This is a genomic window from Phytoactinopolyspora halophila (assembly GCF_003287285.1).
Lineage (GTDB): Bacteria > Actinomycetota > Actinomycetes > Jiangellales > Jiangellaceae > Phytoactinopolyspora_A > Phytoactinopolyspora_A halophila.
On record NZ_QMIG01000010.1, the window covers coordinates 125,398 to 150,586 of the forward strand.

The window sequence follows — 25,189 nt, forward strand, 5'->3', positions numbered from 1 at the left end:
GCCATGGCCGAATCGCTTCTCGTCGGAGCCGTCGCCTACACCCCGAATATCGTGCTCATCTGGGAGGGCCTGCGCGACTATTTCGCCGACGGCCCGATCGAGACGGACTTCGTGCTCTTCTCCAACTACGGGCGTCAGGTGGACGCGCTCCTCGATGGCACCATCGACGTCGCCTGGAACACGAACGTGGCGTGGGCACGCACCGTCTTTCAGACGGATGGCAGGTGTCAGGCGCTCGCGATGCGCGACGTGGACGCCGCCTTCCAGACCGTATTCGTCACCCGAGCCGGCAACGAGTTCGACGAGCTGGCCGACCTGCGTGGCCGGAGGCTTGCCCTGGGCTCCAGGGATTCCGCGCAGGCGGCGATCCTTCCCGTCCAGTACCTGCGCGACGCCGGGCTGGCGGACGGTGAGGTGGAATTCGTACGGCAGGAGTCGGATATCGGCAAGCACGGCGACACCGGGCGTAGCGAGCTGGATGCGATCCGGTTGCTGATGGACGACGAAGCCGACGCGGCCGCGATCGGTATCAACACGTGGGAAGCTATCGGCCGCGAAGAGCTCATGCCGGGGGCACTGGCCGAGTTCTGGCGCTCGCCCCGGTACTCGCACTGCAACTTCACCGCTCTGGATACGTTGCCCGAGGACGTGCGCCGTCCCTGGGTCGAGCACTTGCTCGCGATGTCGTGGGACGAACCCGAGCACCGGCGGATCATGGAGCTGGAAGGGTTGCGTCGCCGCTGGGTGCTTCCGGACATGGAGGGCTATGCCTCGCTGTTCGAGGCGATCGAGAATCAGGGGATTTCTCCGCGATGGTGAGCGTGCCGGCAATGCAGCGCAACAAGGTCATCCTGGATCTGGTCGAACGGGTCGGGCCCGCCGAAGCCGGGCAGGTCGTCGAGGTTCCGCTCGGTCCCGGTCAGCAGGGACTCGTGGAACGCTGGTGCGAACGTGCGGGACACCGGCTACTGGCGGTGGAAGGGGACGTCGCGACCATCCGGCGAGGCCCGATTCCCGACGACGACGCCATGCTGGACGAGATACCCGTCGACCGCCAGCCCGGCGCACGTCTGTGGATCTATACCAACTTCGACTGCAACCTCGCCTGTGATTACTGCTGCGCGAAGTCGTCTCCGCAGGCGGAGCGGCGGGCCCTGGGGCCTGATCGGATCCGCGAGCTCGTCGCCGAGGGCGCCGAACACGGGGTGACCGAGATCTTCCTCACCGGCGGAGAGCCGTTTCTCCTCTGGGACCTCGACGAGATCGTCGCCGCGTGCGCGGCACGGGCGCCCACGACGATATTGACCAACGGGATGCTCTTCAGGGGCCGTCGCCTGGACATGTTGCGAGCCATGCCTCGCGCGGATGTGGCCCTGCAAATCAGTCTCGACTCCGCCACCGCCGAGCTGCATGACCTGCACCGGGGCGCGGGAAGCTGGCAGCGCGCCCTCGACGGGATTCGGACGGCCCTGCGGGAAGGGTTCCGGGTGCGAGTGGCGGCGACGGTGGCCGCCGGTGAGGCCGGCGCCGACGAGATCGCCGCGTTCCACTCCCTGCTGGACGGGTTCGGCATCGATCGGGACGATCAGGTGATTCGTCCCGTGGCGCACCGCGGATTCGCAGACGATGGTGTCACGCTGACGATCGAATCGCTCGTCCCGGAGGTGACCGTGACAGCGGACGGTATCTATTGGCATCCTGTGACGGCTGGGCATGAGGACCAGCTGGTGAGCCGCAGCCTCTTTCCGCTCGGCGACGCCATAGCGGAGGTCAGGAGGCGGTTCGCTGCCTACAGGTGGGAGACGCGGACAGCTGCGCAACGATTCACGTGTGCCTGACGGAGCCGCCGTTGAGCTTCCGAGCCGGCCAGCGTGAGCCACACCACGTGCTCATCCGGTGGTTGATCGGACTGTTGCGGAGTTGTTGCCTAACCCACGGAAGGTGCGTCCGGTGGTCTGTCAGGATTAAACGCGTGCCCTCTTCGCGCCGCTCCATCATCGCCGCCGTCCTCGCGGGTGTTCTGGCGCTGGCTTCGGCGTCGAGCCCGGTGCTGTTCGCCGCGGGGCTGGCTGTTGTCCAGGTCGTGTTCGCGCTCGGGGTGGTCCGCGCCTCCGGGCTGCCGTCAGCTCGGCCAGCTGCCTGGCTCGCGCTGATCGCTGGTGTCGGAGCGCTGGTGTGGGTTGAACGTAGTGGTACACCCGAGCTGGTTCCCGTGGCGGCCGTACTCGGTCCCACGGTCCTGATCGCTATCGTCGTGCAGTTGCTTCGCCGGGACGGCCGGGGCGAGCTCAACCGGGCACTGAGTCTGGTGGTGGCTGCGTGCGTCCTGGTGACGCTGCCGGTGATCTGGGTGGCCCTGCACGCGACGTCCGCTGGGGTTCACACGGTCGGCTTCGCCCTGCTCGGGGTCGGTGTCGTGGCCCTGGCCGAAGCACTCCCGGCATCTCGCGCGCTGCGCAGGGTGCTCGGCGTGGTCGTGGCTTCCTCGGCTACGGCGGTGCTCGTGACCGTGCTGGAGAGCATGGAGTCGGCCGTGCCAGCCGTGAGCGCCGTCGTCATTGCCGCGTTCTCTGGCGTGATGACGGGCGTGGCGTTCGCGATGGCCGACCGGCTTGCCGGTGAGTCGGGACCAGCTGGCTCGGCAGGGGCCACGTCGCAGGCGTCGAACCCGGACGGTGACGCCGAGCATCAGCAGGCCACGCGTGGTGGCACCAGTACCGATACGCGGGTCGCGACCGACGTGCATGCGGACGGGGCCGGCCCGATCACCGTGAACCCGGCAACGATCGTTCCCATGCGGATCGCCGGCCCGTTCGTGGCGGCGGCTCCGACCGCCTACGTGCTCGGGCAGCTCCTGGTTCGCTGACGGCGGCGGAACAAAGAGCGCTGCCCCGTATGTTGGGGCAGATGTGACCGGACTCGCCGTCGTGCTCGTGGTGCTCGCGCTGTCCACGGCCGTCGGGCTGTGGATGCGGAGGCGCGATGGTGTCGTACGCGCTGTTGAGCCAACGGCTCGGAAAGTGGGGCAGGAGAGTATTTCGGATGTCGTGATGCTCGCTCCGGCCGATGTCGGTCGATCATCCTTGGGTGCGCGGGCCACGCTGGTCCAGTTCTCCACGGCGTTCTGCCAGCCGTGCCGGGCGACCCGGGCCACGCTCTCGCACGTGGCGGAGAGTCTCGACGGGGTCGAGCACGTCGAGATCGACGCCGAGAGCAACCTCGAACTGGTGCGGCGACTGGACGTCCGCCGGACGCCGACGACGCTCGTCGTCGATCCTGCCGGGCGAGTGGTTGGCCGGGCCACCGGCGTTCCCCGGCCCGACGACGTGCGGGCGGCGCTGCCAAACTGATCGCGCGTCGGCACGGCACTGCCAAGCTGACCGCGCTTGGGCGGCGCCGCCGAGCTGGCCGCGGGCTGGGACGACACTGCCAAGCTGATTGCGTTATGCGGGCGGCGAAACGCGACCTGACCGCGCCGTGAGACTGTTTGTCTCGAATTTTGATACACCGGATGACGAACGTGCGCAACGGGCTTAGTCTCGTAGGCGTGTACCACACAGAGCTCACCCGCCGTCGCGCCATTGATTACCGGCGCGTGGCCACCATGCTCTGTCGAATGTCCTGACCGGAGCGGTCGCGCCGTCCCTTGCTAGTGCGTCACTGGCTGTCCGCTCCGTAGGTGCGCGGTAACGCACGCTCAACGCATCCATGTCAGGAGATTCCCTCATGATCGATCCACGAGGCCCTCGCTTTGCGGCCGGTGTGACGACGGTGGTGCTCGCCGTCGTGTTGATCACCGGCAGCACATGGTTGCTCGGCGTGCAAGCCGTCATCTTCGCGCTGGGAGCGTCTCTCGGTCCCGGCGCATCACCGTATGGGCTCGTGTTCGCCCGCTTCATCCGACCACGGCTCCGCACACCGAAGGAGCCGGAGGAGTCGGCTCCCCCTCGTTTCGCCCAGGCCGTGGGGTTGGTCTTCAGCCTCGCCGGTCTCGCCGGGTACGTGACCGGTGTGACCGTGCTCGCCTATGTCGCGGTGGGCGCCGCTTTAGCCGCCGCCTTCCTCAATGCGGCCTTCGGCTTCTGCCTGGGCTGCGAGATCTATCTGGCATACCGCCGAATCGTTTCCGTCCGCATCAACAAGACACCGGAGGTCAATTCATGAGCCGCGAGTCCGTACTCGTCTCGGCTGACTGGGTCGAGCAGCATCTCGACGACCCCAAGGTCGTCCTCCTCGAAGTCGACGAGGACACCACTGCCTACGACAAGAACCACATCCGTGGTGCCGTCAAGGTCAACTGGAACGAGGACCTGCGTGACCCGGTCCGCCGGGACATCCTCACCAAGGAACAGTTCGAGTCACTGCTGTCCAGGCTGGGCGTGTCCCCCGACGACACCGTCGTGCTCTACGGCGGCAACAACAACTGGTTCGCCGCATACGCGTACTGGGAGTTCAAGTACTACGGGCACGAAGACGTCCGCCTGCTCGACGGTGGCCGCAAGAAATGGGAGCTCGACAACCGCGAGCTGGTCGATGACGTCCCCGAGCGCACGCCCACCCAGTACACGGCCAAGGAGCCGGACACCTCGATTCGCGCATTCCGGGACGAGGTCGTCGGCGCCATCGGAGACAAGAACCTGGTGGATGTCCGCTCGCCAGACGAATATGCCGGTCGCCTGCTGGCGCCTGCCCACCTTCCGCAGGAAGTTTCGCAGGTCCCGGGACACATCCCCACGGCAGCCAACATTCCGTGGAGCAAGGCGGCGAACGACGACGGCACGTTCCGCTCTGACGACGAGCTGCGCGAGCTGTACTCCGAGGCGGGGGTGGACCTGAACAACGACACGATCGCCTACTGCCGTATCGGTGAGCGCTCCTCGCACACCTGGTTCGTCCTGCGGGAGATCCTGGGTGTGCCGAACGTGAAGAACTACGACGGTTCGTGGACGGAATACGGTTCGCTGGTCGGCGTCCCGGTTGCCGTCGGCGACGAGCCGGGGAGGGCCTGAGCAGCATGTGCGGAGCTACCACCGGCGGCGTATCGCTCGACGACGTCGACGTCGCCAAGGAGACGATCATTCAGGGCGTCGTGTACCGCGATGATGCGCCGCTCGCTGGCGCCTACGTGCGGCTGCTCGACTCCTCGGGAGAGTTCACGGCCGAGGTTCCGACCAGTGCCACTGGGCAGTTCCGGTTCTTCGCCGCGCCCGGCACGTGGACCGTGCGGACACTGGCGCCGGGTGCCGAGAGCGTCGATCGTTCTGTTGTCGCGTCGAAGGGAGCCGTCAACACGGTGGACGTCACCGTCGGTTGATCGGTTCGCGCAGCGGAGCGTGCCGCTCCGCGCGTGACGAACGCGGGCCGGGGCGAGCCCCACGACGATCACCACGCCTGGGCCGGGGTGATCGTCGTGGGGCACGTCGCTGTCGGGTGCAGTGTCGTGGGTGCCCGCGGTGGAATTCCGGCCGCTGGGAGCCGTGGGAACCAGCACGGCTACGGGCGCCGGACGGCTGTATGACGTCAGTACACCAGTGCTTGAACGCCGTCCCCGAGGATCTCTTCGACGAACGTGGCCGACCCGGCGATCCGGACGTCGGGGATGACGTCGTCGGGGCCGATATCGCGGCGCGCGGCGCACTGCGTGCACAGGGTGACGCTGCCACCGGCCAGCAAGGCGTCGAGCAGGTCGGCCAGCGGTGCGGCGTGCGGCAACTCGAACTCCTTGGCGTGACCGGGCACGGCGAACCACGCCGACTCCCCGGTGAGCCACATCGAGACGGCGACGCCGTTGGCCAGTGCGGTGGACGCCACGGTGAACGCCTGCGAACATCGTTCCGGCGCGTCCGCTCCGGCCGTGACCTTGACGACGAGTGTGTGGGCCATGGCCGTCCACCCTATATGGCACCGGTAGACTCAGCAGCGTGCTGGAAGCCGTCTTCACGAGCTTGATGGTCCTGATCGGTGCCGGGACCGGCCTCATGGCCCTGCTCGTCGTGTTCAAGCTGTTTAAAGGCCAGGCCTGATCCGGTGCCGTCGATCTGCCGTACCCGAGGTTCCACGTGATCGAGATACCCAGCGACCTGCATCCTGACTGCGTTCCGCTCGTATGGCTGCTCGGCCGATGGGAGGGCGCCGGCGTCGGTGACTATCCGACCATCGAGGCGTTCCGCTTCGGCCAGGAAGTGCAGTTCACCTACGTTCCGGGCAAGCCGTTCCTCTCGTATCAGAGCCGTAGCTGGATCCTCGACGAGGACGGGAATCTCGTGCAGCCGGCCGCTCGCGAGACGGGCTACTGGCGGCCACAGGGCGAGGACGAGGTGGAGGTCTTGCTTACCCACCCCACGGGATTCGTGGAGATCTATATCGGGCGGATCGAGTCGGCCCGGCTGGAGCTCGCCACGCGCGGAGTGCTCAAGACCGAGACGGCGAAGGACTACCGCAGCGGCCACCGGTTGTATGGGCTGGTCGAGGGCCGGTTGATGTACGTCTACGAGATGGCGGCGATGGGTGAGGATCTCCAGCCGCACCTGTCGGCCGAACTGCAACGCGTCGAGGGCGCGTCACAGGCGGCTGACTAGCGGCCGGCATCGGCACCGTTGAGGGTTCCCGGGAAGTGCCACGCGTTTGTCCGTGTTGCATATGGTCGTGAGTGTGAACACCTCGTATCGCAGCCCGTTGCTCGACGTTCCTGGAGCGGTTGAGGCCGCCGAACCCGACACCGGCGTCGCCGCGCACTATGGAGAACCGTTCCGCGAGCAGCGCAACCTGGTCAGCGGTCAGGGGGCCGTCGACCTGTCCCACCGGGATGTCGTCAAGGTTAGCGGGCCGGATCGCCTGACCTGGCTGCACCAGCTCGTGTCCCAGCATCTGGAAGAACTGTCGCCCGGCGAGCCGACGGCTGCTCTCGTGCTCGACGTCAAGGGACGCGTGGAGCACGCAATGTACGGCGTCGACGACGGATCGGCGCTCTGGTTCCATCTCGAGCGAGGCAGCGCCGAGAGCCTGGTGCAGTATCTCGACGCCATGCGCTTCTGGTCCCAGGTCGAGGTGACCGACGTCACCGACGAGTTCGCGATCGTCTGGGAGGCGACTGCCGCATCAGATGTGGCCCAGCCGGACCCGGCACCGGACGGCGCCGAGACGGACGGCGGGAATTACGTGGTGCGGCCGGCCGGTCGCGGCCGGGATGTCTTCGTGCCCCGTGCCGAGCTCCGTTCCTACGTCGAGGCGGCGGGACCGCCAGCGGGAATCTGGGCGTACGAGGCGCTCCGGATCGAGGCGCACGAACCCCGGCACGGCCGCGATACCGACGAGCGCACCATCCCGCACGAGGTGGGGTGGATCGGTTCCGCGGTCCATCTCGACAAGGGCTGCTACCGGGGCCAGGAGACCGTCGCACGGGTACACACGCTGGGCCGCCCGCCGCGGCGTCTCGTCATGCTCCACCTCGACGGTTCGGTGGATCACCTTCCCGAGCGCGGGGACGACGTCGTCGCGGGCGAGCGCACTGTCGGATTCGTCGGATCGGCCGTGCGGCACCACGAGCTCGGCCCGATCGGGCTCGCCGTGATCAAGCGGAACGTCCCCGTCGATGCGCCGTTGCTGGCGGGTGGCGTGGCCGCCGCGCAGGAGGTCATCGTCGACCCGGAGATCGGCCTGCACGTCCGGCCGCAGGTGCGGTGATCGTCCGTTGCCGTGCGCCGTGCGAGCCAGGCCTGCTCGTGGCTGGTGATCAGGTGTCGAGAATGAGGGTAACCGGTCCGTCGTTGACGAGGTGAACCTTCATGTCGGCGCCGAACACGCCGGTCTCGACCGTCGCACCGAGCGACCGCAGCGCCTGCGCGAACGATTCCACGAGCGGCTCGGACACCGACCCGGGTGCCGCGGCTCCCCACGAGGGTCGCCGTCCCTTGCGGGTGTCGGCATAGAGGGTGAACTGGCTCACCACGAGGATCGGTGCGTCGACATCGGAGGCAGACCTCTCATCGGAGAGGATCCGAAGGTCCCACACCTTGCGGGCGAGCTTGGCCGCTGCCTGCTCGTCGTCGTCATGGGTGACGCCGACGAGCACGAGCAGCCCCTGGCTGCCCTGGCCGTTGCCGTCGGAGGCGGGATCGATGGCGCCGGCCACCGTGCCGTCGACGTGTACGGATGCTGATGTCACTCGCTGTACTACCGCTCGCATGCGCACGATCCTGCCAGCCGTGCCGGCACTGCTGGCTGGCGGCGTCGCTGGCCGTGCGACGATCGCCACCATGGATCCGGACACCGTGCTCGTTGCCGAGGTCATCAGGTCTGGACTCGTCGAGTCGCGGCACCACGGCTCGATGATCGCACTACATGCGGACGGCACCGTGGCATTGGAGCACGGTACGACGCGGGCGCCGATGTACCCGCGCTCCGCGAACAAGCCCGCACAGGCGGCGGCCATGGTCCGTCGGGGGCTGCGGCTGGATCCCGAGCTGCTCGCGTTGGCCGCGGCGAGCCACTCGGGGGAAGAGTTTCACGTGGCTGGCGTGCGCCGCCTGCTCGCCGCGGCCGGTGTGGACGAGTCGGCGCTGCGGAACACGCCCGGATGGCCACTGGACGAGCCGTCGAAACACGCACTGCTCCGGTCCGGAGGGGCGGCGTCGTCGATCGTGGCGGACTGTTCCGGCAAACATGCGGCCATGCTCGCGACGTGCCAGCTGAACGGGTGGTCCGCCGAGAACTACCTGGACGCCGGACACCCGCTGCAGGTCGCCATCCGGGGCACGATCGAGGAGCTGGCGGGAGAGCCGGTGGCGCACACCGGGGTCGACGGCTGCGGTGCGCCCCTGTTCGCTTTCAGCCTGACCGGACTGGCCCGGCTCTTCCGCACCATGGCGATCTCCGGGGAGGGCACGGCAGAGTACGAGATCGTCGCGGCGATCCAGGCGCATCCGGAATACGCGAGTGGCACGGACCGCGACGAAGCCACTCTCGTCCGCGCGGTGTCCGGATTGTTCGGGAAGGGCGGTGCCGAGGCCGTCTACGCGGTCGCCCTGACCGATGGGCGGGCAGCGGCATTGAAGATCGACGACGGCGGTGGGCGGGCACGCCCGGTGGTGATGGCGGCGATGTTGCGGATACTCGGCGTGCATGAGCCGGTGGTGGACGAGCTGATGTCGGCTCCCGTGTTCGGCGGGGGAGCGGTGGTGGGCGAGATCCGTCCCGCGCCGTGGTTGATGAAACCTCAGTCAGCGGTGAATCCGGTGCACGACGACACGCAGCAGGAGGAGGGCGCCCAGGAGCAGGCTGCCGAGCGCCACCAGGCGCGTGGGCAGTGAGATCGCGAGGGCGATGCACAGGAGGAGCCCCAAGCCGGACAGCCAGCGTGGCCAGAGTCGTTGCGCCGGGGGCAGCGTCAACGCCGCGAGGTTGGCCACCGCGTAGTAGACGAGTACCGCGAAGGCGCTGATGGACAGCGTCTGTGCGAGATCGCCGGACAGCACGGCACCGGCGGTGACGATCCCCGCGCCCAGTTCGGCGACATGAGGCACCCGGCGCTCGGGATGTACGGCGGCGAACACGCGTGGCAGGTCCCCATCAGAGGCCATCGCGAACGACGTCCGCCCGATTCCGGCAAGCAGCGACAGCAGCGTGCCCATGGCGGCGATGCCCGCTCCAACGGTCACGACGGGGACCAACCAGGCGGCGTCGGCGGTCTCGACCATGGTGCGCAATGGCTGGTCGGAGGCCGCCGCACCCTCGGAGCCCAGCACGCCAAGCACGGTCGCGCCGATGGCCGCGTACACGCCGAGCACGATGAGCAGGCTGATGGTCACCGCGCGGGGAATCGTGCGTGCGGGGTCGCGGACCTCCTCACCGAGCACGGTGACTCGCGCGTACCCGGCGAAGGCGTAGAAGAGCACCGCCGCAGCGGCGAACACGCCGGGCGGGCCGACGGGCTCGATCGTCACCGTGGCTGGGGGCTCGTCGCCGAGCCCCGCGAGCCCGGCGACGGCCGCAACGACGAGCACGGTCACCACAACGGTGAGGATGATCCGGGCGGTGCGTACCGTCTTCTGCACGCCCGCGACGTTGATGATGGTGAGCGCGGCCACCGTGGCGAGCGCGACGGTGGTGGCCTGCTCGGGCCACAGGTAGGTGCCGACGGCCAGCGCGGCCGTGGCGCACGAGGCAGTCTTGCCGAGGACGAACGCGTAGCCGGCCAGTGCTCCCCAGTGCTCGCCCAAGCGTTCGCGGCCGTAGTGGTAGGCCCCACCGGCCCTCGGATGCACGGCGGCGAGCTGTGCTGTGGACGTAGCGTTGCAGAACGCGACCAGGGCGGCGAGTGCGAGCCCGAGCAGCATCCATGCCCCGGCATGCTCAGCCGCGGGCTGCCAGACGACGAACACGCCTGTACCGATCATGGCGCTCATGCCAATGACGACGGCGTCGGCCGTGCCGAGCTGCCTGGAGAGCCTGGAGTCGGGCGTGCTCATGCCGACGATTCTCGCCGATTCAGAGGGCGTGGCTCCCGACCGGCTGAACGCGGGCGTGGCGGGGCGTCGATGTCTGCGCGGGCGAGTTCGGCAGTTCGGTTGCACGGTGCTTGCAATTGTTAGCTAGAATGAGCGCATGGCTAAATCCGGTGTCGGCGAGTTCTTGCGAGAACAGCGACGCGCCGCGCAACTGTCGCTGCGCCAGCTCGCCGATCTTGCCGGGGTGAGCAACCCGTACTTGAGCCAGATCGAGCGTGGCGTGCGCAAACCGTCGGCCGATGTGCTCCAGCAGCTGGCGAAGGCGTTGCGGATGTCCTCCGAAGTGCTGTACGTGCAGGCGGGTCTCCTCGACGCGCCCTCGGAAGATCGCCGGGTCGAGGGCGCGATCCGCGCCGATCCGGCCCTGACCGAGCAGCAGAAACGTGCGCTGCTCGAGGTCTACATGTCGTTTCGGGCGGCCAATGGTGGCGCGGCGCGGGATGGCTCGCAGGCGGCATCCGGTGCCGAGGGGCACGACGAGACCTCCGGTGCCCCGGCGCCCGGTGGTGTCGCGGTTGGCGTGACGGACGACGGCGGCACACCAGATGGTGCCGCGAACGCTGGCGCACGTATCGGCGCACGTGCCGCAGGCACGGAAGGCGAATCCGGCAGTGGCGCCGGATCGTGAGACTTGACAGAGAGGTGACGTTCCATGAACTCCAACACGACATTCGACGCCGCATCCAGCTCCCGGAATGCCGTCGAGCACGGCTCCGAACGCGATTCGAGCTCTGGTGCGACGTCCGGCTCGGGCCTGGACTCGACGCTCGAATCGAAGGCCGTCCGCGCGTTCGCGGGAGCGGCCGACGTGGCAGTCACGTCGTTGCGCGACCTGTCCACCCGGGTCGTGGAGACCGTCTCGGACGACGAGTTCCGGCGCGACGTGCGCGAGCGCGTGTCGGATCTGTCCAAGCGGGCCACGTCGGTGGTGACCGACGAGAACGTGCGTGGTGACCTGCGTCGGCGCCTGGACGACCTTCCCCAGGAAGCGAAGGCATTGCGCGACGACATTCCGGAGCGCATGAAGGAAGTGCCGGTGCGCACGGCACAGTTGCAGGAGAAGGCACGCGAGGCGTTCTCCTGGGAGCGGCGCCACGGGCTCATGACCGAGATTCCCGCCAAGGTGCGCGACGCGGCTAGCCAGGCAGCGCAGCAGGCATCGAAGACCATCGACGATCTCGCCGGCCGCGGCGAGGGTGTGGTCACCCGGTGGCGTGACGAGTACCGGGTCTCGCTGGGCGAGAAGGTCGTCGCGATTCGTGGCCGGGTGGCGGAAGCCGCCGATGACGTCGCGGACGCGGCCGACAAGGTGGCTGACGACCTCGGCGAGTCCGGCGACACCGGTGAGCCCGGTGAGCACGACGACCAACCTCGCTGACCCGCACCAGAATGATCATGTTTGGTACGTTTTCTCGGGCCGCAACACGGCTGCAGACGTAGTACGGCCCGAGAAAACGTGTCACCCCGACGGGGTACACGTACTTGGTGGGCTCGGTGTGGCGTTGAGGGACGCGTAGAGTAGTGATGTGGACTTCTTCGGCGATATCCAGGCGCTGCTGATCCTGGGGCTCGCGGTCGGCGCTGTCGGGCTCAAGGGTTACGCGCTCATCGACGCGCTACGCGTGCGGGCCGAGGCATTCCCCGCAGCCGGTAAGCTGACCAAGCCGATCTGGCTGACGTTCTTGGTTCTCGCACTCGTAACCGAACTCGCGTTCTTTCCGATGCGCGTGATGATCTTGACGATCATCGGCGTGGTCGCTGCTGCCGTCTATCTGGTCGACGTCCGACCCGCCGTGCGCGCGATGGGAGGCGGACGGCGTGGCCCGGGTGACGGGCCTTACGGCTCCTGGTAGTACGAGGTTGGTGAGTACCATGACCGGCGCCGGAGCTTCGCCCACAGCGAACGTAAGGGTAGAAAGACGTCGTAAGTGGAACATCAGGAGCACAACATGGTGTTCTGGCATGGCGTGACGGTTTGGCTGGGGCGGCAGCCACCAGGTGGACGAGATAGGTGGTGAACGTGATCGTCACACCTGATAGAGAAGAAGTAAGGACCGATACCTTCTCCTCCCAGGGTGAACAACTGGAGGAAAAACGGGTATCTGGAGATAACATCGAGGGGTTAGCTGGGGGCCCGCCCTCCACCGCCGACCACTCGGCAAGGGAGCGCCACTGATGTTCGAGAGGTTTACTGACCGCGCTCGACGCGTCGTCGTCCTGGCCCAGGAAGAGGCCAGGATGCTCAACCATAACTACATCGGCACCGAGCACATCCTTCTCGGCCTCATCCATGAGGGCGAAGGTGTGGCGGCCAAGGCGCTCGAGAGCCTCGGCATCTCGCTGGAGGCAGTGCGCCAACAGGTCGAAGAGATCATCGGTCAGGGTCAGCAGGCACCCAGCGGACACATTCCGTTCACGCCGCGTGCCAAGAAGGTGCTGGAACTGAGCTTGCGTGAGGCGTTGCAGCTCGGGCACAGCTACATCGGCACCGAGCACATCCTTCTCGGCCTCATCCGGGAAGGCGAAGGTGTCGCCGCGCAGGTGCTCGTGAAGCTCGGCGCCGATCTCACCCGGGTCCGTCAGCAGGTCATCCAGCTGCTGTCCGGCTACCAGGGCGGTAAGGAAGCCGCGACGGCCGGTGCCGGGCCGCAGGGTGAGGCACCGTCCAGCTCGCTGGTGCTCGATCAATTCGGCCGTAACCTGACCCAGGCCGGCCGCGAGGGCAAGCTTGACCCGGTGATCGGCCGGGAGAACGAGATCGAGCGAGTGATGCAGGTGCTGTCGCGGCGCACCAAGAACAACCCCGTGCTGATCGGGGAGCCCGGCGTCGGTAAGACGGCCGTGGTCGAAGGCCTTGCCCAGGCGATCGTCAAGGGCGAGGTGCCGGAGACGCTGAAGGACAAGCACGTCTACACGCTGGATCTCGGTGCGCTGGTCGCCGGATCTCGGTACCGCGGTGACTTCGAAGAGCGGCTGAAGAAGGTCCTCAAGGAGATCCGCACGCGCGGTGACATCATCCTGTTCATCGACGAGATCCACACTCTGGTCGGAGCGGGAGCTGCCGAAGGAGCGATCGACGCGGCGAGCATCCTCAAGCCGATGCTGGCCCGTGGCGAGTTGCAGACCATCGGTGCCACCACGCTCGACGAATACCGCAAGTACGTGGAGAAGGATGCCGCACTCGAGCGCCGGTTCCAGCCGATTCAGGTGCAGGAGCCGAGCTTGTCGCACACGATCGAGATCCTCAAGGGTCTCCGGGATCGTTACGAGGCCCATCATCGTGTGTCGGTGACCGACACCGCGTTGGTCGCCGCGGCTCAGCTCGCGGACCGCTACATTTCCGACCGGTACTTGCCGGACAAGGCGATCGACCTCATCGATGAGGCGGGCGCCCGGTTGCGAATTCGGCGGATGACCGCGCCGCCGGACCTTCGCGAGTTCGACGACCGGATCGCCGAGGTGCGCCGGGACAAGGAGACCGCCATCGACTCGCAGGACTTCGAGAAGGCGGCGTCCTTGCGCGACAAGGAGAAGCAGCTCATCGCGCAGAAGATCGAGCGCGAGAAGCAGTGGAAGGCCGGTGACCTCGATGTCGTCGCCGAGGTCGACGACGAGCTGATCGCCGAAGTGTTGGCGTTCGCCACCGGAATCCCGGTCTTCAAGCTGACCGAGGAGGAAACCTCCAGGCTGCTGCACATGGAAGACGAGATGCACAAGCGCATCATCGGCCAGGAGGACGCGATCTCCGCGCTCTCCAAGTCGATCCGTCGTACACGTGCGGGGTTGAAGGACCCCAAGCGTCCCGGTGGTTCGTTCATCTTCGCCGGCCCGTCCGGTGTCGGAAAGACCGAGCTGTCGAAGACGCTGGCCGAGTTCCTCTTCGGTGACGAAGAAGCGCTGATTCAGCTGGACATGAGTGAGTACTCCGAGAAGCACACCGTGTCCCGGCTGTTCGGTTCGCCACCGGGCTACGTCGGCTACGAGGAAGGCGGCCAGCTCACCGAGAAGGTGCGCCGTCGCCCGTTCTCGGTGGTGCTGTTCGACGAGATCGAGAAGGCGCATCCCGAGATCTTCAACTCGCTGTTGCAGGTGCTCGAGGACGGCCGGCTGACCGATGCTCAGGGCCGGGTGGTCGACTTCAAGAACACGATCATCATCATGACCACCAACCTCGGTACGCGAGACATCGCCAAGGGAGTGAACCTCGGGTTCTCGGCTGCCGAAGACGAAGAGCACAACTACGAGCGGATGAAGGCGAAGGTGACGGAAGAGCTCAAGCATCACTTCCGTCCGGAGTTCCTCAACCGGGTCGACGACATCATCGTCTTCCACCAGCTCACACCGGCCGAGATTGTCCGCATCGTCGACCTGATGATCGTCGGCGTGGACGAGCGCCTGCGCGACAAGGACATGGGTCTCGAGATGACCTCCGCGGCGAAGAACCTGCTCGCCGAGCATGGCTTCGATCCCGTCCTGGGTGCCCGGCCGTTGCGCCGTACGCTCCAGCGGGAGATCGAGGACACGCTCTCGGAGAAGATCCTGTTCGGTGAGCTCAGGGCTGGCCAGATCGTCGTCGTCGATGTCGAAGGCGAGGGTCAGGAGGCCCGGTTCACGTTCACCGGAACGGAGAAGTCGGAGCTGCCGGATCTCGCGCCCGTCGAGGCGGGCGCCGCGCCGGCCTCCGGATCCTCGGGAGGTTCCAACTCGGGAAGCGGCGAACAAACGAGCTGAGCGGCGCGGTCTCGCGAGGGCGCGGGTGACACGCCCCTGGAGATCGTTCGCGTAGTGCGCGAATAGCAGCGGCCCTGGCCGATCGGGTATCGGCCAGGGCCGCTGCGTCGTTTCGGACCGGGGTGTCCGGCGCGAGCCGGGCTGTCAGGTTCGGGCGGATCCTGCGAGGGTGTCGCGTCAGTTGTTGATCTCGATGCCGCATTCCTCGCGGGCGTTTTCCGTGATGTTCTCGAACGATTCCTGCGCGTCGTTGAAGACCTCCGCGATCTCTTCCTGCGGCATGTCCTCGTTCGCCATGTAGCGTACGGCTTGCGTGGCGGACTGCCAGTCGTCGCGGATGTCGTCCGGAGCGGAATCGGCGACGTCCTCGTACAGATCCGCGACTTCGCCGAACAGTTCCGGCTCGGGCACGCCCTCTTCGTCGATCTCCCGGACCCGCTCGGCGGCGTCGCTGACGGTTGCACAGTAGTCCGAGTCATCTCCACACGCGGTGAGCGGTAACGCGAGTGCGGTAGCTGCCGCGACCGCGGCAAATCGCTTCATATGGATCACGAGATTCTCCGTGTCGATCGATACCGAGCCAGGTGTCAGCACCTTATCGGACGAGAAAGCGAGCCGTCCGGACGATCAGGCCGGCTCGATTCACGTCACCATTCCTCGTCGATTCTTGCGCCGTTCCTCATCCGTGGGATGTTTCAGCGGTTGTCACGCGAACGTCGTACAGTGGCCCAGTGAGTGAGCGTGAGATCGAGTGCTGGCTGACCGACATGGATGGCGTTCTTGTCAGGGAGGAGAAGGCCATTCCCGGCGCCGCCGAATTCCTGCAGCGCCTGGCCGACCGGGAACGGCGTTTCCTGGTGCTGACCAATAACTCAATCTTTACCCCGCGAGATCTCGCCGCCCGGCTCGCCCTGTCCGGGCTGGACATCCCCGAGGAGTCCATTTGGACATCCGCGCTGGCTACGGCGAAGTTCCTGGTTGATCAGCATCCGGGAGGCAGCGCGTACGTGATCGGTGAGGCGGGGTTGACGACGGCACTGCACGAGATCGGTTACGTTCTGACCGACTCCAAGCCGGACTATGTGGTGCTGGGGGAGACACGGACGTACTCGTTCGAGGCGATCACGAAGGCGATTCGCCTCGTTGAAGGTGGTGCTCGTTTCATCGCGACCAATCCGGACGCTACCGGCCCATCGCAGGAGGGCCCGTTGCCGGCGACGGGTGCGGTGGCCGCGTTGATCTCCCGGGCAACCCGGCGCGATCCCTACTACGTCGGCAAACCCAACCCGATGATGTTCCGTAGCGCGCTCAACCGGATCCAGGCGCACTCGGAGACCACCGCCATGGTCGGAGACCGGATGGACACTGATGTCGTCGCCGGTATGGAAGCCGGGCTCACCACCTGGCTCGTGCTGACCGGCTCCACGAAGCGAGCCGAGATCGAGAGTTACCCGTACCGGCCGCACCACGTGGTGGATTCGGTCGCCGACCTCGTGGACCTCGTCTGACGGGGAATCCCCGGGCGCGGCGCGCGGGCCGCGGCGAGCCGCGTGCGAGCCGCGTGCCGCGCGACCGATCAGGGATTGCAGCGGTGCAGCACGGTGGCGCGGTATCCGACGTCGGAGCGCCACATCTCCAGATTCCAGCTCGGTTTGTGCGGCTCGTCGATGCGGGCGAACTCGACGTGGCAGCGAAACTGGTCACGCAGATATGGATGGTCGACCTCGGGTTCCAACGTGATCACTTCCCGCCAGGCGTCGCGCCATTCGGATACCGGCGCTTCGTACCGGGCATAGTCGGTGGGATAGACGGCGAGCCGGCGACCGTTGGGGTCGGGAATCCACGTGACACGTTCCACGTGTTGTCCGTGCTCCGTGCCAGGCCCTTCGTTGTCCGCCCGGGAACCATTCGAGTCAGACGATGCGGGTACCACCTGCGCGGTGAACGTCGGCGCTACCGGGTCGCCGGGGGAGTTCGCCGGTCCGGTACCAGCGTGTACTGCGGGAGCGAGAGTGAGCTCCAACGTCGCTACGCCCGCGCAGAGCGCGAGCATCCGCGTCATCGGGCGCGTCATGCGGCGCGTTCCGGGCACGAACTCCCTCCCTCAGGCGATCATGACCATGACGTGTCGGACGTGGACCATCATGACCGATTCCGATGGCCGTTGCCGACGTTTCGTCGCAGCCGTTTCGGTCGGCAGCACAGGCTGGTCGCCCGGGCTGCGGACCGCCCCGTAGGTCACGAGGACGGTGACGTGGGGAGCCGGTACAGTTCCTCGTCGAGCGGTTCGACCAGGCCGTCGGCGACCAGCCCGTCGAGCGCCCGTTCGCGCTGTACCGCGTCGGGCCAGACCGCGTCCAGAACCGGCTTCGGCACCGGACCGGTCGAATCGCGCAGCACGGCCATCAGCCGTCCCCGAACCTGGCGATCGGTTCCGGCCCATGCCTGGCCGCGCGGGGCGGGTCCGTCATGATCCGGGAAGCCGGAAAGCCTCCAGGTGCATTCCGCGGCTATCGGGCACGCCCCGCATCGCGGTGCTCGTGCGGTACAGACCAGCGCGCCGAGTTCCATCAGGGCCACCGACCACACGGGGGCCGTGTCGTCGGTGGGGAGCAGCTCCTCGGCGAGCCGCCGCTCGGCCGCGGTGGTGGAGTTCGCCGGGTAGCGCGTGCCGCTGAACGCGCGAGCCAGGACGCGTCGCACGTTAGTGTCGAGAACGGCGTGTCGCGCGCCGAAGGCGAACGACGCGACGGCGGCCGCCGTGTAATCCCCGACCCCGGGCAATGCGAGCAGCTCGTCGTATGACTGCGGAACCGTTCCGTCGTGCCGGCTGACGATGGCCTGCGCTGCCGCGTGAAGACGCAGGGCACGGCGTGGGTAACCGAGCCGCCCCCAGGCGCGGATCGCCTCTCCCGGTTCTTCGGCAGCGAGGTCTGCGGGAGCGGGCCACCGGCGCATCCATTCGTGCCACACTGGCTCGACGCGGGGGACCGGAGTTTGCTGGAGCATGATTTCGCTGACCAGCACGCCCCACGGGGTGCAATCCGTGGATCGCCACGGCAGGTCCCGGGCGTGGGTGTGGTACCAGGTGATGAGGGCATCGTGCATCGGTGGCAGCGTAGCGAAGGCTGGTAAGCTCTGGTGTCACCATGGGGCTCATCGGCGACGACTGGACGATCGACTGGCGCTGCAAGAGCTTCCCGCCGATGGCCACGGGGATGCCATCGTCGCGGATCGCGGCAGCCGGATGGCAGCTGCATCGGGATTTCGGGACGCCTGTCGCGGTGCTGAAAGAAGATGCGCTCGCGCACAACCTCGACCGAATGCGGCGATACTGCGCGGAGAACGGTGTCGTCCTCGCACCGCACGGCAAGACGACCATGTCTCCGGAACTGATTGGCCGGCAGCTGCACCATGGCGCCTGGGCAATGACGGCTGCCACGGCCTGGCAGGCACGGGCGATGTTCGAGTTCGGCGCGTCGCGCGTGATCGTCGCGAACGAGTGCCTCGACCCCGTGGGGTTGCGCTGGCTCGCCGAGTATCTGCGGGAGAATCCAGGCGCCGAGGCCTACGCGTTCGTGGATTCGCTGGATGCGGTCGAGATGATGCGTTCGCTCGTACCGGGAGACATGCCATTTCCCGTCCTCGTCGAGATGGGTATCCCTGGTGGCCGCGCCGGCGCGCGTGACGTCGACACGGCGATCGAGACCGGCACGGCGGTCGCGGCCGCACCGGAGTTAGATCTTGCTGGTGTGGCGGGGTTCGAGGGCATCCTCGGCAGCGAACGTGTCCCGTCCGTCGTGGAATCGGTCCGGGAATTCCTGGAAAGGATCAGGCATGCCGCCGAGGAGTTGATCCATGCGGATGCCTTCCGCGCGGGCCATCCGGTGCTCCTATCCGCCGGTGGAAGTGCGTTCTTTGATCAGGTCGTCGACGTGTTCACGGCGAATCAGGAACGATATGCCCGGCCGGTGCAGGTGGTGATCCGCGCGGGGTGTTATCTCACGCACGATCACGGCGTGTACCAGAACGTCTCGCCCTTCGCCGGTGAGGAGCACGACTTCCGGGCGGCCATGGAGGTATGGGCACGTGTGATCTCCACTCCGGAACCCGGCCTGGCGCTGATCGATGCCGGAAAGCGGGACATCTCGACGGATTCGCGGATGCCGGCAGTACTCTGCCGGGTACGAGGGGACGCTGGTGCGGCCACACCGCTTCCCGCAGCCGCCGTCGAGGGATTCAACGATCAGCACGGTTACGTGCGGTTTGCGCGACCAGCAGGGGAGAGTTCCGACGACGAGCCGGTGCTGCGGGTGGGTGACCTTGTAGCGCTGGGCATCTCCCATCCGTGTACGACGTTCGACAAGTGGCGCGCGATCCCGGTCGTCAACGACGAGTATCGGGTCATCTCGGCGGTGCGCACGTTCTTTTAGGCACTCTACGGTTGTCCACAGGGCGATCCTCGGGACGTGACCTGTCCACAGATGATGATTCGGGCCTGGTGCGGGTCCTGACCGTCGCGGGAGAGTCATGGCCATGACTTCTCGACACACCCCTCCTCCCGTCCAGTTGACCTCGCCACCCGACGTCATCGGTGCCATCCCTTCGCTCGTGGGTTTCCATCCCTCGGAGAGCGTCGTACTTGTCTGCATGCACGGGGCGCGGAACCGCATCGGTCTCGTCCTGCGAGTTGATCTTCCCGAATCCGAGGGCTATGCGGAATACGTCGATGATCTGTCGGATCGCGTCAGCCGGACGGGAGCCGATCGCGTCATCGTCGTGTGCTTCACCACGGAGACGTTCGCCGACGCGCGATTGCCTCGTCAGGATCTGATCGCGCAGCTTCACGAGGGACTCGCGCGGCGCGACATCGACCGGATGGAATCACTGCTGGTGCGGGACGATTGGTGGTGGTCCTACACGTGTACCGAGCCATGCTGCCCGCCGTCGGGCACGCCGCTGCCGCGATCGCCCAGCAGCACGGTCACCGAGGTGGAGGCGCGGTGCGTGCTGGATGGCCATGCCATCCTGGCCAACCGCGAGGAGCTGGAACGAAGCGTGCAGGGTCCGGGTTCGGTCCGGCGTGCGATCCTCCAGGGCCGCGCTGACGAGATCGGTGATCAGATGGTGGACCGGATCCGCGACAGGGGTCTCGATCACGTCCGAGCGGAGACGCTCGGCACCGCCCGTGCCATGTGCGAGCGGTTCGTCCGGGGCGATCATGAGATCGACGATGACGAGGCGGTGCGCGTCCTGGTCGGCATCCTCGACAAGGGGGCTCGTGATCCGTTGTTGACATGGGGGATGGAGTACGGCTTTGAGAATGTCCTGCCGTTCATGACAGCGCTGTGCCAGCGGGCGGTGGACGAGATCGCCGTTCCCATCTGCGCGGTGCTGGCAGGGGTGGCGTATCAACACGGCAACGGCGCGCTCGCGGCCGTGGCCCTGGAACGCGCGCTGCGGATCGAACCGGATAATACGCTGGCCGGTCTCCTGCGAACTCTCCTGGATGGTCAGGTTCCTCCGGCCGAGATTCGCGCCGTGACGCGGCGTCTCCGTGACGATCTGGGCGATAGCGCCGCTCCGAGCGGTGATCGCCCCGCCATCGCATGAGAAGGTGGATGCCATGACGTCGGAGACCGCGTCCACCGAACCAGGCGAACAGGCGACCTCTGCGGCTTCGGTGCAGGAGGTGGCAACCAGCGGTGAAGCGGTGCTGAAGGAAGTCGGCACCGTCGTCGTCGGCATGGAGCAACCCCTGCGCATGGCGCTGGCGGCGATTCTGGCCGGCGGCCACGTGCTCTTCGAAGACGTCCCCGGCTTGGGAAAGACACTGGCGGCACGGAGTTTGGCCGGAGCATTGGGCCTGAGCTTCCGGCGCCTGCAATGTACGCCTGACCTCCTGCCCGGAGACGTGACAGGATCCTATGTCTGGGATCCAGGGCCACGGGAGTTCTCGTTCCGGGCGGGTCCACTCTTCACCGGCTTGCTCCTGGCCGACGAGATCAACCGGACTCCACCGAAGACGCAGTCGGCGCTGCTGGAAGCCATGGCGGAAAAGCAGATCACGGTAGAGGGTGCCACGTTCCAACTGTCCAGGCCATTTCACGTTCTGGCCACGTCCAATCCGGTCGAGTACGAAGGAACGTATCCGTTGCCGGAGGCCCAACTGGACAGGTTCATGCTGCGGTTGTCGGCCGGGTATCTGGAACCAGCCCGCGAGGCCGACGTTCTGGCTCGCCGGATCGCTCGGCGCCGCGAGGAGACAGAGGTCACGTCGATCGTCGACGCACGACGTGTCCAGGCCCTGCAAGCCGGCGTCGAAGCCGTGGACGTCGACGCGTCGATCATTGCCTATTGTGTCGACCTCGCGTCCGCCACTCGACGCCACCGTGCCGTCGAGGTGGGCGCGTCGCCGCGTGGTTCGCAAGCGTTGTTGTTGACAGCCCGGGCGCTGGCGGTCCTCGACGGGCGAGATTACGTCGTGCCGGAGGACGTCAAGGCGGTGGCCGTGCCCGCGCTCGCGCATCGGCTCACGTTGACACCGGAGGCGTGGACGATGCGGACCAGCACCAGCGCTATCGTCAACGAGATCCTCGACCAGGTTCCCGGCCCCGCGACGAAGCGGTGAATGGACTGCCGCTGTCGACGCGGGAATCGCTTCGCGTGCGAAATCCCCGGTGCGTCAACTGTAGGTAGATATTCTATTTCTAGGGTCACTTGAATATGGTATTCGACATTTATGGTCTGGCATTCTTCAATTCATGAGCCGATCGCGTTCCGTGCAGGCCAGATGGTTCGCGTATCGGCGTGCTGCGACGAAGGATGGATGTTTTCGTGGGAATGGAACCCAGGAATGACAATCCAGGAATGACACCTGACTCTCGGTAAGAGGGGTGACGACGCACCCCCTCTTACCGAGACTTCAGGATCGCTATCGTGGCTCTGCCGGGTATATCGGAAATCACGAGAGCTGGTGACTGAGATGGACGAGCCACGGCATCGCGACGCTGACCGTTGGAATGACGACGATCGCGATGGCGGCAGCGTACACGCTGGATGCGAGCCCGTGATGAGCGATCGTCCGCGGCTCGCCGAGCCGTTGGATGCGGGTGAGGGGCGTGACGTGCCCGGTACCGATCGTTCCGGCCGGTACGGGCGCGTGGGCCAGGCGCACTAGAGCTCGTCCCAGCGGCACGGCTCCGGCACGGCGCTGGGCGGCGTCGTCGGCCAGCATCTCGACCAATCCGGCTGCGGCGTCCCGAGCTGCGCGGCTGCGGACGAGTGTGGGGAAGGCGTTGTGCAGCGCGGTGAACCCTTCGAGTACCAGATCGTGCCGGGCACGTGCGTGCGCGCGCTCGTGTTCCAGTACCGCCTGGATTTCGTCGTCAGACAGGGTGTCGAGCGCCGACGACGACACGACGAGCCGGGAACTCACTCCTGGAACGCAGTAGGCGAATGCCTCCGGGGCATCCAGGATGCGCGCACCCGGAGCTCGGCCATCGGATCGGCCAACGAGGTCAACCAACTGCCGGTGCCTTCGCCTGCGGGCCCGCAGATTGGTTCCCAGCACATGTGCCGACCACAGGAGACGTGCCAGTACCAGCACGGTAAAGGCGAAGGCGGAAATGTGCAGGGCCAGCAAGACGATCCCGGGCCGTTCGTAGAAGGAAATCAGCGTCGCGACGGACAAGCCCGCTCCGAGAGCTGACAGCAGAGCAGCTAGGGTCATCGCCTGCCACAACACGAGCGCGGCCCGGGGAACCCTGCTCGGCCACTCGGCGCGGGCGAGCCAGGCCGGAGCCGGGCCGGCCAGGACGAGGGCGAGCCCGGTGAGCAGGGCGGGCGTGGCCGTGACCGGGAACGCCTCGATCATTGCGCTTGCTCTCGTCGTTCGAGCTCGGCGAGGGCCGCGCGCAGGGCCGCGGTGTCGTCGGCCGATGCCGTATCGACGAACCGGACGAGCGCCGAGGTTCGATCGTCACCGTCGACGGTACCGAGCGCTTCGTGCATGAGTTCGGCCGTGAGCTCGTCGCGATCGACTGCTGGCCGGTAGAGATAGGCGCGGCCATCTCGCGATTGTTCGACCGATCCCTTCTTTGCCAGGCGGTCCAAGACGGTCATGACGGTGGTGTAGGCGATCTCGCGGGTCTGGCTCAGCGCCTGGTGTACGTCGCGTACGGTGGCCGGCCGTGCGAGTGCCCACAGCTGCTCCATTACCGCGCGTTCGAGTTCGCCGAGCTGTGTCCGCCGTCCATCACGCATATCTCTCAGCATAACCGACCACCTGTAGTACGACCCCATGTCGTAGTAACTACGACGGAGTGTAGTATTTACGACGGAACGTAGTAATCCGTTGCCGGCCGGTCCGGCGGCCGGGAGGAGGGCGGTCTCGTGGATGTCGTCGATCTTGCGAGATGGCAGTTCGGCCTCACCACCGTCGTCCATTACTTCTTCGTCCCGTTCACCATCTCGATGGCGTTTCTCGTCGCGATCATGCAGACGATCTGGATGCGGACGAACGACGAGCGCTGGCTGCGCCTCACCAAGTTCTTCGGCAAGCTGCTGCTGATCAATCTTGCCGTCGGTGTGGTGACCGGGCTCGTGCAGGAATTCCAGTTCGGTCTCAACTGGAGCGACTTCAGCCGCTTCGTCGGTGACATCTTCGGTGCTCCACTGGCCATGGAGGCCCTGTTGGCCTTCTACCTGGAGTCCGTCTTCGTCGGCGTCTGGATCTTCGGCTGGGGCCGGATCCCACCCAAGATCCATCTCGCAACGATCTGGATCACGGCGATCGCGACACTGTTGTCCGCGTACTTCATCCTGGCCGCCAATTCGTTCATGCAGAATCCCGTCGGGTACGAGATCAACGAAGAGGCGGGTCGTGCCGAGCTCACCGACATCTGGGCGGTACTGACGAACAAGGTGACACTCGTCACCTTTCCGCACACGATCTTCGCGGCCTTCATGGTGGGCGGGGCCGTGGTGGCCGCCGTTGCCATGTGGCACCTGGTGAAGGGCCGCCACGAGCCAGCGGCGGCCACACCCGGTGGCCCGAGCGATCCCGGGCCGTTTCGAAAGGCATTGCGAATCGGGGCGGTCACCGTGCTGATCGGCGGTGTCGGAACGGCGGTGTCCGGGGACATCCAGGGAAAGATCATGACCGAGGTGCAGCCGATGAAGATGGCGGCGGCCGAAGCGCTCTACGAGACCCAGGAACCGGCGCCGCTTTCCCTGTTCACCGTGGGCACGCTGGATGGTAGCCGCGCACTGTACTCGATCGAGATTCCTCAGCTCCTGTCGTTCCTGTCGACCGGATCATTCGAGGGTGAGGTGCGGGGAATCAACGACATCCAGGAAGAGTACGAGGAACTGTACGGACCGGGCGAGTACGCGCCGAACATTCCCGCGACCTACTGGACGTTCCGGCTCATGATCGGATTTGGTGTTGGTGCCGCCATGATCGCTGCCTGGCAGCTCTGGGCTACCAGACGGGGGCAGGTGCCGACATCGCGATGGGCACTGCGCGCGACGGTTGCCTTGCCGTTCCTGCCGCTGCTCGCCAACACGCTCGGCTGGATCTTCACCGAGATGGGCCGTCAGCCGTGGCTGGTGTTCGGCCTGATGCCGACCGCGTCTGGCGTGACGCCAGGTTCGACGACGGGGGAGGTGCTGGCCACGCTGATCACGTTCACGGTGCTGTATGCCGGGCTGACGTGGCTGTGGATCTGGCTCCTGGTCAAGCATGCCCGGCCCGGCCTGCCGGATGTCAGTGCAGAAGCCGAGTGGGGGCGGGGGTCTGTGCGCTCCGACGGCGATGCCGAACCCGCCGACGACACCGATCGACCACTGACCTTCGCCTACTGATGATCATGAACACTATTCGTCCCATGGGCGGGCTCAAGCGGTGCTTGCAACGTTCATGCTTAGTGGTGGAGGTGGGCGTTGATGGC

The 25,189-nt window shown here is 66.6% G+C and carries 27 protein-coding genes; 19 read left to right on the top strand and 8 right to left on the bottom strand.

Features of this window, described 5'->3' with window-relative positions; translation table 11 throughout:
- Positions 1 to 3 precede the first annotated feature (3 nt).
- The 7 genes from DPM12_RS11865 to DPM12_RS11895 all read left to right on the top strand — a co-directional run bounded on the left by DPM12_RS11865 (position 4) and on the right by DPM12_RS11895 (position 5,314).
- Entirely contained in the window at positions 4 to 819 is an 816-nt protein-coding gene (locus tag DPM12_RS11865) for an Rv1680 family SBP-like protein (protein ID WP_112258525.1), read from the top strand.
- An 11-nt stretch (positions 820 to 830) separates the two neighbouring features.
- Positions 831 to 1,838, top strand: a complete 1,008-nt coding sequence (locus tag DPM12_RS11870) for an Rv1681 family radical SAM protein (RefSeq protein ID WP_112258564.1) — start codon at positions 831 to 833, stop codon at positions 1,836 to 1,838.
- A 134-nt stretch (positions 1,839 to 1,972) separates the two neighbouring features.
- On the top strand, positions 1,973 to 2,866 hold the full coding sequence (locus tag DPM12_RS11875) for a hypothetical protein (protein ID WP_112258526.1): 894 nt from the start codon (positions 1,973 to 1,975) through the stop codon (positions 2,864 to 2,866).
- A gap of 43 nt (positions 2,867 to 2,909) precedes the next feature.
- Positions 2,910 to 3,350: a TlpA family protein disulfide reductase gene (locus DPM12_RS11880; RefSeq protein ID WP_211658889.1), complete on the top strand. Its 441-nt coding sequence runs from the start codon at positions 2,910 to 2,912 to the stop codon at positions 3,348 to 3,350.
- 376 nt (positions 3,351 to 3,726) lie between these two features.
- Positions 3,727 to 4,164: a DUF4395 domain-containing protein gene (locus DPM12_RS11885; protein WP_211658890.1), complete on the top strand. Its 438-nt coding sequence runs from the start codon at positions 3,727 to 3,729 to the stop codon at positions 4,162 to 4,164.
- Positions 4,161 to 5,009 (top strand): sulfurtransferase, encoded by an 849-nt coding sequence (locus DPM12_RS11890; protein WP_112258528.1) that lies wholly within the window; start codon positions 4,161 to 4,163, stop codon positions 5,007 to 5,009. Before DPM12_RS11885 ends, DPM12_RS11890 begins: the two co-directional genes overlap by 4 nt.
- A 5-nt stretch (positions 5,010 to 5,014) precedes the next feature.
- The gene (locus tag DPM12_RS11895) at positions 5,015 to 5,314 is read left to right on the top strand and encodes a DUF1416 domain-containing protein (RefSeq protein ID WP_112258529.1); all 300 of its coding nucleotides are present in this window, start codon (positions 5,015 to 5,017) and stop codon (positions 5,312 to 5,314) included.
- 206 nt (positions 5,315 to 5,520) lie between these two features.
- Here the strand turns inward: DPM12_RS11895 and DPM12_RS11900 are convergent, their stop codons facing one another.
- Positions 5,521 to 5,883: a DsrE family protein gene (locus DPM12_RS11900; protein ID WP_112258530.1), complete on the bottom strand. Its 363-nt coding sequence runs from the start codon at positions 5,881 to 5,883 to the stop codon at positions 5,521 to 5,523.
- Between the two features lie 176 nt (positions 5,884 to 6,059).
- On the opposite strand from DPM12_RS11900, the gene DPM12_RS11905 reads away from it, so the two are divergent.
- Both DPM12_RS11905 and ygfZ read left to right on the top strand, forming a co-directional pair.
- Positions 6,060 to 6,578 (top strand): heme-binding beta-barrel domain-containing protein, encoded by a 519-nt coding sequence (locus DPM12_RS11905; RefSeq protein ID WP_112258531.1) that lies wholly within the window; start codon positions 6,060 to 6,062, stop codon positions 6,576 to 6,578.
- 61 nt (positions 6,579 to 6,639) lie between these two features.
- Positions 6,640 to 7,683 carry a CAF17-like 4Fe-4S cluster assembly/insertion protein YgfZ gene (gene ygfZ, locus DPM12_RS11910; RefSeq protein ID WP_112258532.1) on the top strand — a complete coding sequence of 348 codons (1,044 nt, stop codon included), beginning with the start codon at positions 6,640 to 6,642 and terminating at the stop codon, positions 7,681 to 7,683.
- A gap of 49 nt (positions 7,684 to 7,732) precedes the next feature.
- On the opposite strand, the gene dtd is transcribed toward ygfZ, so the two are convergent.
- The gene (gene dtd, locus DPM12_RS11915; RefSeq protein WP_112258533.1) at positions 7,733 to 8,185 is read right to left on the bottom strand and encodes a D-aminoacyl-tRNA deacylase; all 453 of its coding nucleotides are present in this window, start codon (positions 8,183 to 8,185) and stop codon (positions 7,733 to 7,735) included.
- Between dtd and DPM12_RS11920 the strand changes: the two genes are divergently transcribed.
- Positions 8,184 to 9,308, top strand: coding sequence for an asparaginase (locus DPM12_RS11920; protein WP_112258534.1), 1,125 nt, complete (start codon positions 8,184 to 8,186; stop codon positions 9,306 to 9,308). The genes dtd and DPM12_RS11920 overlap by 2 nt on opposite strands.
- On the opposite strand, the gene DPM12_RS11925 is transcribed toward DPM12_RS11920, so the two are convergent.
- Positions 9,219 to 10,466, bottom strand: a complete 1,248-nt coding sequence (locus DPM12_RS11925) for an APC family permease (protein WP_112258535.1) — start codon at positions 10,464 to 10,466, stop codon at positions 9,219 to 9,221. The two genes, DPM12_RS11920 and DPM12_RS11925, sit on opposite strands and share 90 nt — an antisense overlap.
- Before the next feature lie 136 nt (positions 10,467 to 10,602).
- Between DPM12_RS11925 and DPM12_RS24140 the strand changes: the two genes are divergently transcribed.
- The 4 genes from DPM12_RS24140 to DPM12_RS11945 all read left to right on the top strand — a co-directional run bounded on the left by DPM12_RS24140 (position 10,603) and on the right by DPM12_RS11945 (position 15,236).
- Entirely contained in the window at positions 10,603 to 11,133 is a 531-nt protein-coding gene (locus DPM12_RS24140) for a helix-turn-helix domain-containing protein (RefSeq protein WP_112258536.1), read from the top strand.
- Positions 11,134 to 11,157: 24 nt separating this feature from the next.
- Complete coding sequence (locus tag DPM12_RS11935) at positions 11,158 to 11,883, top strand: hypothetical protein (protein ID WP_112258537.1); 726 nt, start codon at positions 11,158 to 11,160, stop codon at positions 11,881 to 11,883.
- Positions 11,884 to 12,031: 148 nt separating this feature from the next.
- Positions 12,032 to 12,358: a DUF2516 family protein gene (locus tag DPM12_RS11940; protein ID WP_112258538.1), complete on the top strand. Its 327-nt coding sequence runs from the start codon at positions 12,032 to 12,034 to the stop codon at positions 12,356 to 12,358.
- Between the two features lie 322 nt (positions 12,359 to 12,680).
- A complete protein-coding gene (locus DPM12_RS11945) occupies positions 12,681 to 15,236 on the top strand; it encodes an ATP-dependent Clp protease ATP-binding subunit (RefSeq protein ID WP_112258539.1) in 2,556 nt (851 codons plus the stop codon).
- Positions 15,237 to 15,413: 177 nt separating this feature from the next.
- Here DPM12_RS11945 and DPM12_RS11950 read toward each other — a convergent pair whose 3' ends face one another.
- Positions 15,414 to 15,779 (bottom strand): hypothetical protein, encoded by a 366-nt coding sequence (locus DPM12_RS11950; protein WP_123788575.1) that lies wholly within the window; start codon positions 15,777 to 15,779, stop codon positions 15,414 to 15,416.
- Between the two features lie 224 nt (positions 15,780 to 16,003).
- Here DPM12_RS11950 and DPM12_RS11955 point away from each other — a divergent pair, with 224 nt between their 5' ends.
- Entirely contained in the window at positions 16,004 to 16,744 is a 741-nt protein-coding gene (locus DPM12_RS11955) for an HAD-IIA family hydrolase (RefSeq protein WP_112258566.1), read from the top strand.
- 68 nt (positions 16,745 to 16,812) lie between these two features.
- Here DPM12_RS11955 and DPM12_RS11960 read toward each other — a convergent pair whose 3' ends face one another.
- Together DPM12_RS11960 and DPM12_RS11965 are read right to left on the bottom strand one after the other, a co-directional pair.
- Entirely contained in the window at positions 16,813 to 17,328 is a 516-nt protein-coding gene (locus DPM12_RS11960; protein ID WP_211658893.1) for a DUF2599 domain-containing protein, read from the bottom strand.
- Positions 17,329 to 17,474: 146 nt separating this feature from the next.
- A complete protein-coding gene (locus DPM12_RS11965) occupies positions 17,475 to 18,344 on the bottom strand; it encodes an HhH-GPD family protein (protein ID WP_112258541.1) in 870 nt (289 codons plus the stop codon).
- Positions 18,345 to 18,385: 41 nt separating this feature from the next.
- On the opposite strand from DPM12_RS11965, the gene DPM12_RS11970 reads away from it, so the two are divergent.
- The 3 genes from DPM12_RS11970 (at position 18,386) to DPM12_RS11980 (ending at position 21,867) form a co-directional block, all read left to right on the top strand.
- On the top strand, positions 18,386 to 19,669 hold the full coding sequence (locus DPM12_RS11970; RefSeq protein WP_112258542.1) for an alanine racemase: 1,284 nt from the start codon (positions 18,386 to 18,388) through the stop codon (positions 19,667 to 19,669).
- Between the two features lie 103 nt (positions 19,670 to 19,772).
- The gene (locus tag DPM12_RS11975) at positions 19,773 to 20,849 is read left to right on the top strand and encodes a DUF4192 domain-containing protein (protein WP_158542869.1); all 1,077 of its coding nucleotides are present in this window, start codon (positions 19,773 to 19,775) and stop codon (positions 20,847 to 20,849) included.
- Between the two features lie 13 nt (positions 20,850 to 20,862).
- A complete protein-coding gene (locus DPM12_RS11980) occupies positions 20,863 to 21,867 on the top strand; it encodes an AAA family ATPase (protein WP_112258568.1) in 1,005 nt (334 codons plus the stop codon).
- A gap of 333 nt (positions 21,868 to 22,200) precedes the next feature.
- On the opposite strand, the gene DPM12_RS11985 is transcribed toward DPM12_RS11980, so the two are convergent.
- On the bottom strand, positions 22,201 to 23,112 hold the full coding sequence (locus tag DPM12_RS11985) for a M56 family metallopeptidase (RefSeq protein ID WP_112258544.1): 912 nt from the start codon (positions 23,110 to 23,112) through the stop codon (positions 22,201 to 22,203).
- Complete coding sequence (locus DPM12_RS11990) at positions 23,109 to 23,501, bottom strand: BlaI/MecI/CopY family transcriptional regulator (RefSeq protein ID WP_112258545.1); 393 nt, start codon at positions 23,499 to 23,501, stop codon at positions 23,109 to 23,111. Before DPM12_RS11990 ends, DPM12_RS11985 begins: the two co-directional genes overlap by 4 nt.
- 129 nt (positions 23,502 to 23,630) lie before the next feature.
- Here DPM12_RS11990 and DPM12_RS11995 point away from each other — a divergent pair, with 129 nt between their 5' ends.
- Positions 23,631 to 25,103: a cytochrome ubiquinol oxidase subunit I gene (locus DPM12_RS11995; protein ID WP_112258546.1), complete on the top strand. Its 1,473-nt coding sequence runs from the start codon at positions 23,631 to 23,633 to the stop codon at positions 25,101 to 25,103.
- The last annotated feature ends 86 nt before the right edge of the window (positions 25,104 to 25,189 follow it).

Coding starts and splice junctions, on each gene's coding strand:
- DPM12_RS11865 (WP_112258525.1), top strand. CDS start 4: ATGGCCGAATCGCTTCTCGTCGGAGCCGTCGCCTACACCCCGAATATC.
- dtd (WP_112258533.1), bottom strand. CDS start 8,185: ATGCGAGCGGTAGTACAGCGAGTGACATCAGCATCCGTACACGTCGAC.
- DPM12_RS11955 (WP_112258566.1), top strand. CDS start 16,004: ATGGATGGCGTTCTTGTCAGGGAGGAGAAGGCCATTCCCGGCGCCGCC.
- DPM12_RS11950 (WP_123788575.1), bottom strand. CDS start 15,779: ATGAAGCGATTTGCCGCGGTCGCGGCAGCTACCGCACTCGCGTTACCG.
- DPM12_RS11870 (WP_112258564.1), top strand. CDS start 831: ATGCAGCGCAACAAGGTCATCCTGGATCTGGTCGAACGGGTCGGGCCC.
- DPM12_RS11935 (WP_112258537.1), top strand. CDS start 11,158: ATGAACTCCAACACGACATTCGACGCCGCATCCAGCTCCCGGAATGCC.
- DPM12_RS11890 (WP_112258528.1), top strand. CDS start 4,161: ATGAGCCGCGAGTCCGTACTCGTCTCGGCTGACTGGGTCGAGCAGCAT.
- DPM12_RS11945 (WP_112258539.1), top strand. CDS start 12,681: ATGTTCGAGAGGTTTACTGACCGCGCTCGACGCGTCGTCGTCCTGGCC.
- DPM12_RS24140 (WP_112258536.1), top strand. CDS start 10,603: ATGGCTAAATCCGGTGTCGGCGAGTTCTTGCGAGAACAGCGACGCGCC.
- DPM12_RS11985 (WP_112258544.1), bottom strand. CDS start 23,112: ATGATCGAGGCGTTCCCGGTCACGGCCACGCCCGCCCTGCTCACCGGG.
- DPM12_RS11980 (WP_112258568.1), top strand. CDS start 20,863: ATGACGTCGGAGACCGCGTCCACCGAACCAGGCGAACAGGCGACCTCT.
- DPM12_RS11920 (WP_112258534.1), top strand. CDS start 8,184: ATGCGCACGATCCTGCCAGCCGTGCCGGCACTGCTGGCTGGCGGCGTC.
- DPM12_RS11900 (WP_112258530.1), bottom strand. CDS start 5,883: ATGGCCCACACACTCGTCGTCAAGGTCACGGCCGGAGCGGACGCGCCG.
- DPM12_RS11925 (WP_112258535.1), bottom strand. CDS start 10,466: ATGAGCACGCCCGACTCCAGGCTCTCCAGGCAGCTCGGCACGGCCGAC.
- DPM12_RS11895 (WP_112258529.1), top strand. CDS start 5,015: ATGTGCGGAGCTACCACCGGCGGCGTATCGCTCGACGACGTCGACGTC.
- DPM12_RS11885 (WP_211658890.1), top strand. CDS start 3,727: ATGATCGATCCACGAGGCCCTCGCTTTGCGGCCGGTGTGACGACGGTG.
- ygfZ (WP_112258532.1), top strand. CDS start 6,640: ATGGTCGTGAGTGTGAACACCTCGTATCGCAGCCCGTTGCTCGACGTT.
- DPM12_RS11965 (WP_112258541.1), bottom strand. CDS start 18,344: ATGCACGATGCCCTCATCACCTGGTACCACACCCACGCCCGGGACCTG.
- DPM12_RS11990 (WP_112258545.1), bottom strand. CDS start 23,501: ATGCGTGATGGACGGCGGACACAGCTCGGCGAACTCGAACGCGCGGTA.
- DPM12_RS11975 (WP_158542869.1), top strand. CDS start 19,773: ATGACTTCTCGACACACCCCTCCTCCCGTCCAGTTGACCTCGCCACCC.
- DPM12_RS11970 (WP_112258542.1), top strand. CDS start 18,386: ATGGGGCTCATCGGCGACGACTGGACGATCGACTGGCGCTGCAAGAGC.